The 16,391-nt window shown below is 34.9% G+C and carries 11 protein-coding genes; 3 read left to right on the forward strand and 8 right to left on the reverse strand.

The window, feature by feature from the left end; genetic code table 11:
* Positions 1–291: 291 nt before the first annotated feature.
* The 5 genes from secA to K5V07_RS04935 all read right to left on the reverse strand — a co-directional run bounded on the left by secA (position 292) and on the right by K5V07_RS04935 (position 6,459).
* Entirely contained in the window at positions 292–3,633 is a 3,342-nt protein-coding gene (gene secA / locus K5V07_RS04915; RefSeq protein WP_221916616.1) for a preprotein translocase subunit SecA, read from the reverse strand.
* Positions 3,634–3,718: 85 nt separating this feature from the next.
* Complete coding sequence (locus K5V07_RS04920; RefSeq protein WP_007138072.1) at positions 3,719–3,940, reverse strand: DUF2795 domain-containing protein; 222 nt, start codon at positions 3,938–3,940, stop codon at positions 3,719–3,721.
* Positions 3,941–4,101: 161 nt separating this feature from the next.
* Complete coding sequence (locus tag K5V07_RS04925) at positions 4,102–4,671, reverse strand: cob(I)yrinic acid a,c-diamide adenosyltransferase (protein ID WP_221916617.1); 570 nt, start codon at positions 4,669–4,671, stop codon at positions 4,102–4,104.
* Between the two features lie 33 nt (positions 4,672–4,704).
* Positions 4,705–5,562 carry a RimK family alpha-L-glutamate ligase gene (locus K5V07_RS04930; RefSeq protein WP_221916618.1) on the reverse strand — a complete coding sequence of 286 codons (858 nt, stop codon included), beginning with the start codon at positions 5,560–5,562 and terminating at the stop codon, positions 4,705–4,707.
* 210 nt (positions 5,563–5,772) lie between these two features.
* Positions 5,773–6,459 carry an ABC transporter ATP-binding protein gene (locus tag K5V07_RS04935; protein ID WP_221916619.1) on the reverse strand — a complete coding sequence of 229 codons (687 nt, stop codon included), beginning with the start codon at positions 6,457–6,459 and terminating at the stop codon, positions 5,773–5,775.
* A gap of 376 nt (positions 6,460–6,835) precedes the next feature.
* On the opposite strand from K5V07_RS04935, the gene K5V07_RS04940 reads away from it, so the two are divergent.
* Positions 6,836–7,507, forward strand: a complete 672-nt coding sequence (locus K5V07_RS04940) for a DUF6565 domain-containing protein (RefSeq protein ID WP_144892515.1) — start codon at positions 6,836–6,838, stop codon at positions 7,505–7,507.
* Between the two features lie 58 nt (positions 7,508–7,565).
* Here the strand turns inward: K5V07_RS04940 and K5V07_RS04945 are convergent, their stop codons facing one another.
* Positions 7,566–8,345: an O-methyltransferase gene (locus K5V07_RS04945; protein WP_221916620.1), complete on the reverse strand. Its 780-nt coding sequence runs from the start codon at positions 8,343–8,345 to the stop codon at positions 7,566–7,568.
* 274 nt (positions 8,346–8,619) lie between these two features.
* On the opposite strand from K5V07_RS04945, the gene K5V07_RS04950 reads away from it, so the two are divergent.
* Together K5V07_RS04950 and K5V07_RS04955 are read left to right on the forward strand one after the other, a co-directional pair.
* Entirely contained in the window at positions 8,620–10,164 is a 1,545-nt protein-coding gene (locus tag K5V07_RS04950) for an SDR family NAD(P)-dependent oxidoreductase (RefSeq protein ID WP_370632449.1), read from the forward strand.
* Positions 10,165–10,306: 142 nt separating this feature from the next.
* Positions 10,307–12,910, forward strand: coding sequence for a T9SS type A sorting domain-containing protein (locus K5V07_RS04955; protein WP_221916622.1), 2,604 nt, complete (start codon positions 10,307–10,309; stop codon positions 12,908–12,910).
* Positions 12,911–13,044: 134 nt separating this feature from the next.
* On the opposite strand, the gene K5V07_RS04960 is transcribed toward K5V07_RS04955, so the two are convergent.
* Both K5V07_RS04960 and K5V07_RS04965 read right to left on the reverse strand, forming a co-directional pair.
* Positions 13,045–14,682, reverse strand: coding sequence for a carboxypeptidase-like regulatory domain-containing protein (locus tag K5V07_RS04960; protein ID WP_255577686.1), 1,638 nt, complete (start codon positions 14,680–14,682; stop codon positions 13,045–13,047).
* A gap of 334 nt (positions 14,683–15,016) precedes the next feature.
* Positions 15,017–16,129, reverse strand: a complete 1,113-nt coding sequence (locus K5V07_RS04965; protein WP_144892508.1) for a histidinol-phosphate transaminase — start codon at positions 16,127–16,129, stop codon at positions 15,017–15,019.
* Positions 16,130–16,391: the final 262 nt, after the last annotated feature.

The raw sequence follows: 16,391 nt of genomic DNA on the forward strand, positions 1-16,391 counted from the left end.
TGTGAAAGCCATTTCGATTTTTTGAGGATTAGTTTGCTTTTGGATGATTCTTTTTTCTTTTTGGTTAGTTTTAGGGTATAGCCCTGACAGCAGCGTAAAGCCTATGCAGGTTGAAAACCACTTTTTATAGCGCTGGCAGAGCGACCGCAGGAAGCTCCTGAAAGTGCCTAGAAAAAGGGTTTGAAACCAAATAGCTTGCAGCGTATGGCGGGAATAGCTCCCGAAAAAATAGCATAAAAAAAACTCCACTACTTGCGCAGTGGAGTTTTATGAATCTTGAAATAAAAGGCTTTAGTTCACTAATACCCATTGTCCTGAGGCGATTAGGCTTTCGGCTTTTTTGTATTTCATTTCTTGTGTTTGACCGTTGGCCACGTTTTGAATGGTTACGTTGTCATTGCGATTGATTTTTGGCATGTCTCGAGTGATGGTCTCTGTAACTTGACGTTGCTGTGTTTGCATGGCTTCTTGATTTGCACTTTCGCTGCTTACAATTTCATCTTTTGAAGTGGTGTAGTCCTTAACGGGAGTTACATCAATGGCTTCTTGAATGCGTTGGTTTTCTTGTGCTGGCAAATCTCCTTTGAAAAGGAATGAAATTACTTCTTTGTTTACGTTGTCAATCATGGCTCTAAACAAGTTGAAGGCCTCTAGTTTGTAAATTAGCAACGGATCTTTTTGTTCGTGCACGGCTAGTTGAACAGATTGTTTTAGCTCGTCCATTTTGCGCAAGTGTTTTTTCCACGCTTCGTCTACAATGGCTAGTGTGATGTTTTTCTCGAAATCAGCAACTAGTTGTGCTCCTTGAGAATCGTAAGCCATTTTTAAGTCGGTAACAACATTCAAAGATTTAATTCCGTCCGTAAATGGAACTACAATGCGCTCAAACTGGTTGTTTTGATCTTCATAAACGCTTTTGATTATCGGGAATGCTTCACGGGCACTACGTGCTGTTTTTTCTGTATAATAATCTAATGTAGCTTTGTATACTTTTCCGGTAAGATCCATTGGGTTCATTTTAGCGAACTCACTTTCGGTTACTGGTGATGTGATCGAGAAATAGCGTATTAATTCAAACTCAAAGTTTTTGAAATCATTTATTGCTTTGTTTTGATCAATGATTAACTCGCAGGTGTCATACAGCATGTTTGCAATATCCAGCTTTAAGCGTTCGCCAAACAAGGCGTGACGACGACGTTTGTAGACTACTTCACGCTGTGCATTCATTACATCATCATATTCTAACAAACGCTTACGTACTCCAAAGTTGTTTTCTTCTACTTTCTTTTGAGCGCGTTCAATAGATTTAGTCATCATAGAGTGCTGAATCACTTCGCCTTCTTGTAATCCCATTCGGTCCATTACTTTGGCCACACGTTCAGATCCAAACAAACGCATTAAGTTGTCCTCAAGCGATACATAAAACTGAGAACTTCCTGGATCTCCTTGACGTCCTGCACGACCACGCAATTGACGGTCAACACGACGCGAGTCATGACGCTCTGTACCTACAATGGCAAGTCCGCCAGCAGCTTTTACTTCTGGAGATAATTTGATATCGGTACCACGACCAGCCATGTTTGTGGCAATGGTTACTACACCTGGTTTTCCAGCTTCCTCCACAATTTGTGCTTCTTGTTTGTGCATTTTTGCATTCAAGACATTGTGTGCTACGCCACGCATTTTCAACATTCGGCTTAGTAATTCTGAAATTTCAACCGATGTTGTTCCAATAAGAACTGGTCTTCCGGCTTTAGACAATTCGGTTACATCTTCAATAACAGCGTTGAATTTTTCACGAGTTGTTTTGTAGATAAAATCTTCTTTGTCTTTTCTAGAAATGCCTCTGTTAGTAGGGATTTCTACTACATCAAGCTTGTATATTTGCCATAACTCACCCGCTTCTGTAACTGCAGTTCCAGTCATTCCGCCTAGCTTGTTGTACATTCTGAAATAGTTTTGCAAAGTAACCGTTGCAAAAGTTTGTGTAGCAGCTTCGATTTTTACATTTTCTTTGGCTTCGATGGCTTGGTGCAATCCGTCAGAATAACGGCGACCGTCCATGATACGACCTGTTTGCTCGTCTACAATCATGATTTTGTTATCCATGATTACATACTCTACATCTTTTTCGAATAAAGCGTAGGCTTTTAAAAGCTGTGTTAATGTATGGATACGCTCACTTTTGATCCCGAAGTCTTGAAATAATTTTTCTTTCTCTTCGGCTTCAAGGTCTTTCTCTAGTTTTTTCTTTTCAATATTGGCAATTTCAGTTCCAATGTCTGGTAGGATAAAAAAGTCAGCATCTGTATCGCCAGATAGGTACTGGATTCCATTATCTGTTAATTCTACTTGATTGTTTTTTTCTTCGATAACAAAATACAATGCCTCATCAATTTTGTGCATTTCTCTTTTGTTGTCTTGCATGTATTGATTTTCGGTTTTTTGAAGCAGTTGTTTGATACCTTCTTCACTCAAAAATTTAATCAATGCTTTATTCTTAGGCAAACTTCTGTAAGCTCTTAGCAATTGAAATCCACCATCTTTAGTATTTCCTTCTTTGATTAGTTTTTTAGCTTCAGATAAGAATCCGTTTGCTAATTGACGTTGAAGACTTACTAGGTTTTCAATTTTTGGTTTTAATTCATTGAATTCGTGACGATCTCCTTGTGGAACTGGTCCAGAGATAATTAAAGGAGTTCTAGCATCATCAATCAATACGGAATCGACCTCATCTACAATTGCGTAATTGTGTTTTCTTTGTACAAGGTCATCAGGAGAATGAGCCATGTTATCTCTTAAATAATCAAAACCAAATTCATTATTGGTACCATACGTGATATCCGCATCGTAGGCTTTTTTACGACCTTCAGAGCTTGGCTGGTAATTGTCAATACATTCCACAGTCATACCGTGAAATTCAAACAAAGGTGCTTTCCAGGTACTATCTCTTTTTGCAAGATAATCATTCACCGTTACAAGGTGAACTCCGTTTCCAGTCAAGGCATTTAAGTAAAGTGGCAATGTAGCTACTAATGTCTTTCCCTCACCGGTTTGCATTTCGGCAACTTTACCTTCGTGCAATACCATTCCGCCTATTAACTGAACGTCATAGTGAATCATGTCCCAGGTGATTTCTTTACCTGCAGCGCTCCAAGAATTAGCCCAAATAGCTTTATCTCCATCTAAGGTAATATATGTTTTTGTGGCAGATAGTTCACGGTCTTTTGGGGTAGCAGTTACCTCAATTTGGGTGTTGTCTTTAAAACGTCTAGCTGTTTCTTTTACCACTGCAAAAGCCTCAGGAAGGATTTGCATTAATGTTTTTTCTGAAATTTCGTAAGCTTCTTTTTCAAGGGCATCGATGGCCACGTAAATATCCTCTCTCTTGTCAATATCTACAATGTTTTCAACTTCCAGTTTTAGTGCTGCTATTTTAGCATCTTTGTCAGCTCGTTCTTGTTTGATTTTGTCCTTAAAAAAAAGAGTTCTGCCTCTTAGCTCATCATGAGACAAAGCTTTAAGGGGTTCCTCGAATGTTTTTATTTTAGTGAGATAGGGTTGTAGCGCTTTGACGTCTTTTTGTGACTTGTCGCCCACAAAAACCTTGATAATGCTGTTTATGAAACTCATAATATTTTTATATTTCTAATTGTGTATTTGCGTAAATTTAAACCAAAAAAAAGCCTCTTTTGAGACTTTTTAATTGGTTTGTTTTTTAATATTCATCCTCATTCCAAAGATAATCTTCGTCTGTGGGATAATCTGGCCATATTTCTTCCATTGATTCATATATTTCGCCTTCATCCTCAATAGATTGAAGGTTTTCTACTACCTCTAATGGAGCTCCAGCTCTAATAGCGTAGTCAATAAGTTCGTCTTTGTTAGCAGGCCATGGTGCATCACTTAAATAGGATGCTAATTCTAATGTCCAATACATCTGTTGTCGATTTAGTTTTGTGCAAAAATAAATTTTTTACTGAAAAATACAAGTAAAAAACGATTTATTTTTAGTTAAAGTTAAGAACGTTTTTTTTAGTTTAAAGTTTCAGGTTTAAAGTTTGAAGTTTTTATGAAAAAACTGCGACTGTAAACTGAATATTACTTTCTTGGAATCCATTGAACTTCATCCGCTTTTAAGTCGTAGGACAACTTTCGTGCCAACACAAAAAGGTAGTCAGAAAGTCGGTTTAAGTACTTAATTGCGATTTCAATCACGGGTTCGTCATGACTTAAATGAACGGCTAGGCGCTCTGCTCTTCGGCATACACAGCGTGCAATATGACAATATGACACAGTGGTATGACCACCGGGCAATACAAAATGTGTCATTGGCGGTAGCGCTTCTTCCATGGCATCTATTTCATTTTCTAATAATTCAATGTCGGTTTCAATGATGCCTAAGTTTTGCAAACGCAGTTCGCCGTTTTTCTTTACCTCTTTTTCTGGAGGCGTTGCAAGAATGGCACCTACCGTAAAGAGGCGGTCTTGAATTTCTATTAAAATATCTTTGTAATGGGCATTCATGTCTTGGTCCCGAATAAGACCAATATGAGAGTTCAACTCGTCAACAGTTCCGTAACTTTCTATACGAGCATGGTCTTTGGCTACTCGTGTACCGCCAAAAAGGGCTGTAGTACCTTTATCGCCAGTTTTTGTATATACTTTCATTAATGAGATCTTAGTTTTATAAAAAAAACAAATTTAAGCTATTAATTTTATTAATGCTGCAACAAATTGGTCTAATGAATTAGCACTTAAGTTAAAATACAAATCTGGTTCAATGCATTCTATTTCCATCAAATAAAGTTCGTCTTCAATGACAATTCCATCTACACGAGCGTACAACAAATCCTCTTGAAAAGTATTGACCACTTTTTGTGCTTTTTGGATGAGTTCAGCTGATGGTTCTACCAGCGTATACTTTCCGCCATAGAGTGATTGTACTCTAAAATCTCCAGAAACGGGTTTTTTATTCACAGCATGAGAGAATTTCTTATCAAAAAAAATGAATGATGTTTCACCCAATGTTTGAATCTCTGGCATGAATTCCTGAAGGAGTAATTCTTTATCTGCAGCTATAGATTGATATTGATTGTTTATCGCTTGAATTTGTGTTCGGTCAAACACTTCGGTGAGATAAGATCCTGCCGAAAAAGCGGGTTTTATGACTGCTTTATTCCAGTGATTTGGTATTAGTTTGTTTAAATCCAGCTGTTGGGTTTTGTCAATAAATAGGGTTTTAATGATGGGAATTCCCTTTTGCTCTAGCTCTTTTAAATAAAATTTATGGATGTTATTTTTTACCGTATCAATGTGGTTTAGTGTTTTAACGCCTAATTTTTTGATGTGGTCAAGCCAAAGGGTAAATGCTTGTTCTTTTTCAAAATAGTCCCAAGTATTTCTAAACACCAAGCAGTCAAATTGTGACCAATTGATGCTAGCATCATCCCAAACTGCAGCTACAGCCTGAATGTTATATTTTGCCAGTGCAGGAATTAGTTTTTGATCTTCAGGATTTAAATCAGGAAGTTTTTCGCAGGTAAGTAAAGCGATATTCATGTATGGAAAAGTTTATACGGTGCTTTAGAAAAGAGATCGAAATTATATTTTTCTACTCTAGAATAGCTCTCGTCAGGGTAGTTTTAATTCGTTTTACTTAGTTGTATTTAAGTTTTTTTCTAAAAATTACAGTCATTATAATACTTGAGTATTATTTGGTATAGACCTTCTTTTTAATGAATAAAACTGTCAACTGCGACTGAACACTGATTACTTTGAAATATCACTTTCTATGAGGCCATCACGCAAACGAATAACACGGTGCGCATAAGCAGCAATTTCCTCTTCGTGAGTAACTAATATTACGGTGTTTCCTTGGGCATGAATATCACCAAAAAGCTTCATGATTTCTACAGAGGTTTTACTATCTAAGTTTCCTGTAGGCTCATCAGCAAGGATAATAGAAGGTTTGTTTACCAATGCTCTAGCAATGGCAACACGTTGTCTTTGACCTCCAGAAAGTTGATTGGGTTGGTGGTCCATTCTGTCAGAAAGGTTTACTTGTTCTAGTACTTCGGTGGCACGCTTGTTTCTTTCTGATTTTGAATAACCAGCATAAATCATAGGCAAGGCCACATTGTCTAAGGCAGTCGTTCTTGGTAATAGGTTAAAGGTTTGAAACACAAAACCTATTTCTTTATTTCTAATTTCTGCCAACTCATCATCACGCATTTGGCTCACATCTTTTCCATTAAGAATATAATTTCCAGATGTAGGAGTGTCAAGACAGCCTAATAAATTCATTAAGGTAGATTTACCTGATCCTGAAGGTCCCATTAATGCTACATATTCCCCTTTATTGATCTCTAAATTAATTCCTTTAAGTACATATACAATTTCATTTCCTAGAACAAAATTTCGCTTAATATCGGTGATCTGAATTAGTGGGTTTGCCATTCTTTAATAAATTTTATTCTTTCGTTTCTTGAAAGATGCTGTTAAGTTATGATATAAAGGTATAAAAGTTTTATTTGAATAATAAGTAGCACTTTTTTTTATTTGTTACACGAATTGATTCAGTAATTTGGTTTGATGTTAGTTTTCATAAATTATGAAGTATCAATACGGGAGTCAGTATCCTATTCATAAACATGAAATCCTGAGGTACCGCTGTAATAGCCAATCTTCTATTCCGACTGTTTGTGTAGTATTCTCATGGTTTTAGTCGGTTTTGCACAATTATATTAATTAGTTGTATAATTTTTTGTTTTAAATTGAAAATGAAAGCTTTGCCTATACATTTGTCACGTATTAACCAATAAAAGATAAAAACATGAAAAATACAAAACTAGTATTAGGACTTGCCTTAATTGCAATAGGATTTACAGCTTGTAAAGATGAAAAAACAGAACAAGCTAAAATTAAAGTAGACAATTACGTAATGTATGTGGATTCATTAAGTAATGTAGCTGCTGAGGACACTAAGGATAACTGGATGGAAATAGAATCTGAGTTTAAATTGAAAAGCGCAGAGGCTGAGGTTGCTCTTGCCGATATGGCAGATGATGCTGAAGCAAAAGCTCGTTTAGAAGCAAGTAGAGCTAAGTACGAAACGATGAGAGCTAATCTTGAAAAAATGAGAGCAGAGGAACTTGCGGTATTGCCAGCAAATCCAAAACAACAAATGCGTAATGCACTTTTTGGAGAAGGAAAAGTAGGTGAGGACATGAGTTTTGTATGGGTTAATAAAAACAATATTTTGAGTGTTTACCAACAATTTGTGGATACTGTTGAAAACAATAAAGATGCTTACACACGTGAGGATTGGGACGAAATTAAATTGATGTATGAAGCACTTGACAGTCGTAAAAACACCGTTGAAAAAGAAGGTCTTACAAGTGATGATAACAGAAAAATTGCAGGTTTGAAATTGAAATTTGCACCAATGTATACCGTTAATCGTATGGGTGCAAAATCAGGTGAAATGAAAAGAGCAAAAGAATAAGGAATAATTAATTCAATGTTGAAAATGACAGTCAGTAATGGCTGTCATTTTTTTTGCTTTATACTCTAATTATAAAATGCTCTTTCGGTTGCTCTCTTCTAAAAAACACCAATCCCCATTGAAAAGTATCAATTGTTACCGTTACTTTTGGATGGTTTTTTATGATTTGCCAAGCCTCTTCCATTTCTGGCGACCAATGAATATCATCGAATATCCAAAGCGTATCATTTGTTATAGTTGGAAGCAAGGCTTCAAAATAATCTAAAGTTGCTTTCTTAGAGTGATTGCCGTCGAAATAAATGAGTTTAAAGTCGAAATTCGAAGGTTGAAAGTCACTTAAATAATTACTAAATTCTGCAACGATTGGATTTACATTGTCAAAATGGAATGCTTGAAATTGACTTTTTGCAAGTGCCATTGTATTTGGACAACCTTCCACAGTTGTTATTTTTGCTTTTTTATGGCCTAAAGCAAGTGCCGAAGTCGCTAATCCTAATGAAGTTCCGATTTCTAGAATAGTTTCCGGTTGAAAATAAGCGGTTATACGAAATAATAATTCGGCTCGATTTGAAGAAATACCCGCCGTTTTTGCAATCTTAGCAATCTCTCTTGTATTCGATTTGAAAACTTTCGAACCTGCGCCAAAATCAGTTACTTCAATTGAATTACTATTTGCTAAAAGCGTTTTTCTGTATTTTCTGAAAACAGCATATTCTGGTTTTAATTTTTTATCATAAAAACATTTGGTCAATAAACTAAATACAAATGGAGAATGCACTGCATGCTCATTTTTGGAGTGCCAAAGGAATTGTAAATATGATTTGATTTGATACAGCATAGAACTTTTTTTTACACATTGATTGGCAAAGATAAAACTCAAAAGGACGCAGTTTTTCTGAAATTTTGTGTCTCTTTGCGGTGCTTCGTGTCTCTTTGTGAAAGAACATTGTAGGTGCGAAGATAGTAAGATAAAAGCCGAAACCCAAAATGCAAAACTTCTTCCTAGCACTTGCATTATAGACGGTATTACCTTGAAGTTTTCCGACTTTAAAAAGGCTATATTTGCGCCCTTGAAATTTGCACAAGAATAATATCCCTTTTTTACGATGATGATGGAACAAATAAAACATAAAACTGCCATAAGCTCAGAAGAAATTGACCGATGTATCGCTATTTTAGCGCAATTAAATACTGATACCGACCAAATATTTGACATTCCAAAAGAACAACGAACGGCTTTAATTAAAGCTGCAGGTCAATTTTCTCGCCCAGATCGTGATGAGTTTTCCCGACGTAAAAAAGATGGAAAATTAGTAGCCAAACGTAAAAAAGAAAAGCAAGATAGAACCGCAAGGAAAGAGACCGGAATCCGTCATGCTCGAGAAGCCAGTGTGTTTATGGCGCCCAAATTATTGGCGTACAATGATCTCGTAAACAAAGAACAATTGGAACTGGAAACGCCAAGAAATTGTTACGTATGTAAAACGGAGTTTACTAAAATGCACCATTTTTATGATACCATGTGTACGGATTGTGGAGATTTTAATTATGCTAAACGTTTCCAAACCGCCGATGTAAAGGGGCAAGTTGCTGTAATTACTGGTTCTCGCTTAAAAATAGGCTATCACATTACGTTGATGCTTTTACGAGGAGGTGCAACCGTTATCGCTACCACTCGTTTTCCAGTTGATTCGGCTTTGCGTTTTTCTAAGGAAGACGATTTCATGGAGTGGGGACATCGTTTGAAAATTCACGGATTGGATTTACGACATATTCCGAGTGTGGAGATTTTCTGTAATTTCATAGAGCAAAAATACGAGCGTTTGGATATTCTAATTAATAATGCGGCGCAAACCGTAAGACGTCCTGCAGGATTTTATACGCATCTAATGGAAAATGAGGAACTTTCCATCGACACTTTACCGCAACAGGCGCAGGAATTATTGCTGGATCATATCAATTGTTTGTATGAATTGAAAGTGCTGACTACTGGTTTTTCATCTAATGAAAATATGCCCGTAACTTGGCACGGGCCAGAACCTGGAATTGGGTTGCGGGCTTCCGCCAAATTATCGCAGATTCCGTATTCGTTTGATAATGCGCTCGTGGCAAATGAAGTTTTTCCGGAAGGAGAACTCGATGCCGATTTGCAACAAGTTGATTTGCGAAAAACCAATAGCTGGCGCTTGCGATTGGGACAAATAGAAACTACCGAAATGATCGAAGTGCAGCTGGTGAATTCCGTAGCGCCTTTTGTATTATGTAACCGCCTCTCGGAAGTGATGAAGAAAGACAATACGGGTAAAAAACACATCATCAATGTATCGGCTATGGAAGGGAAATTCCACCGTTTTTTTAAGGAAGACCGACATCCGCATACGAACATGGCAAAAGCCGCTTTGAATATGTTGACGCACACTTCCTCTGGAACTTTGGCAAAAGCCGGAATTTTTATGAATGCAGTAGATACCGGTTGGGTCACCGATGAGGATCCCGCTGAATTGGCCAAAAGAAAACAGGAAGAACAAGATTTTCAACCTCCTCTAGACATTGTAGATGGCGCGGCTCGAGTGATGGATCCGCTATTTGACGGCATCAATACAGGAAAACATTGGTGTGGTAAGTTTTTAAAAGATTACAATCCTATTCCTTGGTAGATAGTGGTTTACGTATTTTTTTTGAATGGTCTATAGAAATAGACCATTCATCGATAGTTACTCCATCATATATCTAAATATTTATTTTCTTGTAGTACATTGAATTAATTTTACAATGTTGATTATTTAAAAGGAAATAGATATGATTAAAATTTTACATTGTCAAGGACCAAGAGCATTTTTGTTTTTTTTACTATTTTTAACCACTACATCAGGTGCACAAGACATACCCTTTAATTGTGATTTCAATGCGTATTTGATTCAAAATAATGATGTGTTTGCTATTGATTTGGCTTCTGGAAATTCTATTTCAGTTGCTCAAAATATCACAGCTGGAAACATCAACGGTGCAGGTTACAATGCTAAAGATGGATATATTTGGGGTTATTTAACTTCTCCATCTAAATCTATTGTAAGAATAGGTAAAAATTTCAATACTACTATTTACACTATTCCTGCTTTGCCTGACGGGAGTAGGTATGTGGGTGATGTGAGTCCAGAAGGAATTTATTTTTTTAAATCAGGAGGTAGTACGTATTACAAAATAGATTTAGATCCAGCCTCACCATCTTATTTACAGTATTTAGGTTCTTTTGAATTGTCACAAAGTATTAATGTTCACGATTGGGCTTTTAATGCAGCAGATGGAAATTTGTACACCGTTGAACAAGCTACTAATATTCTCTACAGAGTGAATCCATTAAATGGAGTTGTTACAAATTTAGGAGTTGTACCAGCAATGTTAGGTAATAATTATACCTATGGAGCTGTATATTTTGATTTAGCAGGAAGTTTTTACGTATCTGCCAATCAAACAGGAACCGTTTATGTGATACGTGATGTAAAAGATTTGAATGGTTTAATTGGGATGAATTCTAATTTATTTGCCTTTGGTCCGTCAAGTTCTAGCAATGATGGAGCACGTTGTCCTACAGCGCCTGTTCCTCAAGAAATTTGTGATAATGGGATTGATGATGATGGCGATAATTTAATTGATTGTGATGACCCATCTTGTTCAGGATATGCTAGTTGTCCTGTTTATAACGCTTCAATTTCTGGAGCTAATGAGGGCGGTCTAGAGAGTAACAATAGATTATCAGAACAAATTAACAAACGAAATTTTTATAGAGTAAAAACAGCGTACAAGTTTGATGTTGCCACAGCAAGAAAAGTAACAAAACCAAGTTTATATTCTAGAAAAGCATCGGGTACAGTACTTAAAGATTTTATTCCATTTGGAATCATTAACGAGCAATCAGTTGTAGAATCTACACCTACAGATTTACTTTCTATTACCAATGCATCCGAAGTATACTCAGTAGATTATATAAAAAACAATAAAACAATTGCTTCTATTTTGGCTTTGAAAACAGATAATGGCGTTTATGAGCATACTAAATTTATTTGTGATCGTTTATTAGGTGCGCAAATTATATCAGTTTCAACTATTGAAATTAACGAGCAGCCTTTTATCAAAACCATCATAAAAAATGCAGATAATAGTATTGAATATGTATTGAGTTTCTCTGCTAAGAAAGTAAATGCAGATGCGAATTATGCGCTAGAAAGTCATTGGAATCTTGATAAATATCAAAAAAATATTGGTTTTTATAATTTTCAAATTTGGACAAACTCAATAGATGATTTGTTCAAAATAGGGCAAGAGGTTGTGAGTTTAATTCAAAAGCAAAAACCAATTTCTGGATATAGTTTGTCTGAGCCACCAACAGTTTTTGTTAAAAAAGGAAAATATGTTAATGGAAACTTAGAATTGCAAATTATCAATACAAATGCTACAAGCACCGTAACTTTTGACGGAGGTTTGAGAAAAACAGAAACTAGTACTGAGCAAAAAATGAACAGTAGAATTGATTTGAATAAAAAATATATAACGGATATTGTGGTGCCAACGGGTAATTTGTTTGACATTGGATTTAGAATAGGAGATGGAGTTGCCACTCCAGATGATTTATTCTTATCTGATGGGCCTTGGGGAATTGACGCTCCAGCTAGTACAACAACTGTTACTAATTATAATGTAGGCGTAAATACACGAGAGTATGATGCTGGAAGTTTTCCTGTAGAGCGCAATATAAGCCTTACAGCTACCACAACAGATTATGTGGCTGCATACAGAGCCCTAACACCAAGGTTTAAAGCAGTAGATTTGTCAACCTACAAAAGTTTACATTTGCGTGGCAAAGGGACAGGTATTCTAGAAATAGTTTTTATTAAAAATAGTATTTCAAACTGGGAACAACAGTACAAAACAACAATTACTCTTACAGGAGATTTACAGGATTTTGCCATACCATTTACAGCATTTGTTTCTAGTACAGGAAATCCGTTAGTGTTGAATGACATAAAAACAATTGTGTTTAAGATGACTGCTCTTGATGGAAAACCAACAGTAAAAGAGATGGATTTACAAACCATTCAATTTTCTAAGAATCTCACATTGGACACAGCAGAATTTGATTTGGCATCACAAGGAACTAAAGTTTCAATATCGCCAAACCCAATAGATGATAATTCAAAACTGCGTTTTACAGCAACGCATGCAGAAAGAGTTGCAATTGAAATTTATAATATAAATGGAAAGTTAGTTTCCACCATTTACCACGATACTCAAGTAGGAAATAATGAAGTTCAGATTGCTAAATCAATGTTGACTTCAGGTATCTATTTTAGTAAAATAATCAGCTCTACTTCAACCTACGAAGTTGTAAAAATAATTGTTAAGTGATTTTGTTAAATAGTTTTTAGTTAATTGTTTTTTTTTTTTAGTTAGTTAGTAAAATGGCTGTATTGTTGTACAGCCATTTTATTTTTAAAATTATTTTTGTTAGAGCATAATAACAAAAAGTTGCATGATGTAAATTAATCTTTTACTCTGAATCGCTTTAATTCTGCTAATGGTTCAATAGCATGGTAGCCTTTCCATATTTTAGGATCGTATGATTTTATAGCTACAAGTTTGAATTCATTTTCAACAACTTTAGTAACATCAATATCTGTTACAAGGGAATGCGATAGATTTAAAAATTCAGTTTTAGTAGTAGCGTTTCCTTCAAATTTTATGTCTAATGATAGAATGTCTTTGTCTTCTTTGGTGATTTCAATAAATTTCAAAGGTCGGTTTACATAAAAATAATTGCCATTTTCTTCAGAGGCATAGTGTAGGTAATAGTTCTTTTCATCTGATTTTTTTCGATACATTAAAATTCCTTTGTTATTATTTTGGGCTACTTTAATGCCTAAAAGCCATTTTAAATTTACATTGTTTAGTTTTTCTCCTTCATCAAGTTGGTATTCAGCTCTAAGAACGGCATAATCAGACTCATTGATATAGAGTTTACCGGTGTATTTAGCTTTGCTTTTTTTGGGTGAAAATGTTAGTACAAATGCATAATCGTTATCTTCAGTAAAAGTAGTTCCTTCAAATTTATAACGGTACAAATCTGGATTATTTATAAAATCATGTTCGGAAGATGTACCTAAATTATTGTTCTGGATGAATTGCGTTAAATTGTATTTGGTGGTTGTTAAGAGCGTACTTTTATCTGATGATTTAGATTTTATTTTCTTTTTGTTGAAATCTTTTCTTAAAGAAATAGTATCTCGAGAACCGATGAGTCCACTTTTAATGCGGTAATACTTTGTAGAATCTAAGTGTTTTAGCATTGTTTTTATACCTATTTGTTTCAACTCTTCTGATGAGGTTGCACTTCCTTCATTTTTGAGAACCGTTGCTTTGAGAACGTTCATTTTATGCGATACAAATGACTTATTGTCTTTTTTAATAGTATTGGTATACAAATTACACAACATGTCTGTATACTCTTTTGGGGGTGATGCAATTAAAGTGTTTGTAAAAGATTGAATATCATTGTTTACTTTTTTTAGTGCTTGTTTTGAAAAACCTGTGGATTGGTTTACATCAACTACAATTTCATTAGGATATGTCGCAGTTGATTTTCTCACAAATAGCATGTCTTTTGTTGGACTGTTTTTACTACCATAATTCACAGCTAAGTTGGCTTTTACCGTAGCCATGATTGAATAAGGATTGGGTTTCTCACCATTTACTTGTACATCATCTAATTCAAAAATAGTAGGAGTGAGTGCTATGATATAATCTAGTTTTGATAATTGACTTACTTTAACTTCAAGATTTTTATAGCCTAGATAGGTAATGATTAATGTATTGTCATCTTGAAGGGCAGTTTCTGGAAGATTGAAAAAACCTTCAGCATTTGAGATTAAATGTTCTTTTTTGTCAATATTGATTGTGGCGTAGGGGATAACCTCTTTAGTTGTTGCATCAATTATTTTCACTGAAATATTTTGTGACCAAGAATATTGAAAAAACATAATCGTACTCAACAAGAGCAGGTATGGTATAAATTTAGATTTTTTTTTGATGGGTGTGTTTGTAGAGTTTACTTTCATTTGAGTTGATTTACAGATTGATGATTGAAATTGATTGTCAAATGTATACGTTATTTCAATACTCAAGTAGTGTAATTGTGCTAATTTTCTGTTAATGTATTCATACGAAAAACCCCATACCAAGTTACGATTATGAACTTGGGGTGGGGTTTGTAGTGTTTTTTTTTGACTATGATTGAAGGCGAAAAGTTGGATATTTGCGTAGTCTAAGGAAGAACTATTTCGTCTCCGAATTGAGGATGCTCTTTGTTGTGGTGATATAGTACGATGCTGAACGATCTGCTTATGAGATCATTTTTAAATCCGCAACATCAGGTTTTAACTGCTAGTAGATGTGTTTATTATTTTGATAGGTGGTATATAATTCTATTGGCGGAATAATTTGTTAAAATCGTATTTTTTATTGTATAGCTTTAATAAATTTTTTCATTTCGTCCATTTTACCCACTGTAATTCTTGTCCATTTACCTTGCTCTTCATATATTCTTCCTCCTTCAATATTATTATCTTCTAATTGCTTGAAATAATCCTTGTTGTATTTTGCAAGTGAAAAATAGATAAAATTTGTGTTAGAGGAAATGCACTCACAGTTTAATTTTTGTAGTTCGTTAATGGTATATTGTCTTACATTTTCATTTAACGAGTAACAATTTGAAACAAATTTATCATCTTTCAACGAAGCTATAGCAGCAAGTTTTGATAAAACACTAACGCTATTATTTGTATTGGATTGCGAATTTGCCAGATTATCAATTATCGTTTTGTTCGCAATTGCATACCCAATTCGTGCTCCAGCCAAACCATAGATTTTGGAAAATGTTTTGACTATAATAATATTTTTGTGGTCATTTATGAGATTGCTAAGGGATTGCTGTTTAGTAAAGTCCAAATAGGCCTCATCAATTAATACAATTGTATTTTGTGAAATCTTGGTTACACATTCTACTAATGCTTCTCTTTCACAAATTGTTCCTGTTGGGTTATTTGGATTACAAATATAAACAAGTTTAGTATCTTGGTTTACGGCTTCCAACATAGCTTGTAAATTAATTTTCTTATCGGTTGTAAGTGGTACTTTGTTTTTAGTTAAACCTAAAGTATCTAAAGTAACTGTCCAATAATCATAGCTTGGGTCTGCAATTACATAATTACCTTTCTTTACTGACACAAATTTTGCAACCAAATCTAAAATTTCAGTTGAACCAGCACCCAACATTATGTTTTCGTCTTTAACAATATTCTTTTTTGCAAGATCAGAAATTATTTGTACTTCTATATCCCAATTATATCGATTACTAATATTCGAATTATCAACAAATGCTTTCCTTGCTAATGGAGATGGACCATAAGGGTTTTCATTTGAGCGTAAAAAAATTAAATTAGCATCATTCTCAAAACTATCAATTAAATTTTCAGATACAAGGGGAGAAGCAAATGAATTGAAGTTTGTAAGTCCAATACCAGCTATTCCAATTCCAATTTTTTTCAGCCAAAGTCTTCTGTCCGTTTCCATATTTCTTTTTCTTTAATTAGACATTTAAAAAATATTTTGTTACAATCGCAGATTTATAAAATTGCTACCAAAGTTGTTGTATTACAGTGGATTTGTCTCTCCAGCTATAGCGATCAGTCGAAGCAAGTCATCCAAGATACAAAAACACTTTTTCATCAAGTCTAATGCCCAGATCCTTAGTAGCGAATGTAGTTTCCGGGTTTTTCTTTTGAAATAATCATTAAGCCCGAAATTTTTCGCGTTCTGTCGGCAAAATCTAGCC

The sequence above is a fragment of the Flavobacterium sp. CHNK8 genome, assembly GCF_019774515.1.
In the GTDB taxonomy this organism is placed as follows: Bacteria; Bacteroidota; Bacteroidia; order Flavobacteriales; family Flavobacteriaceae; genus Flavobacterium; species Flavobacterium tiangeerense.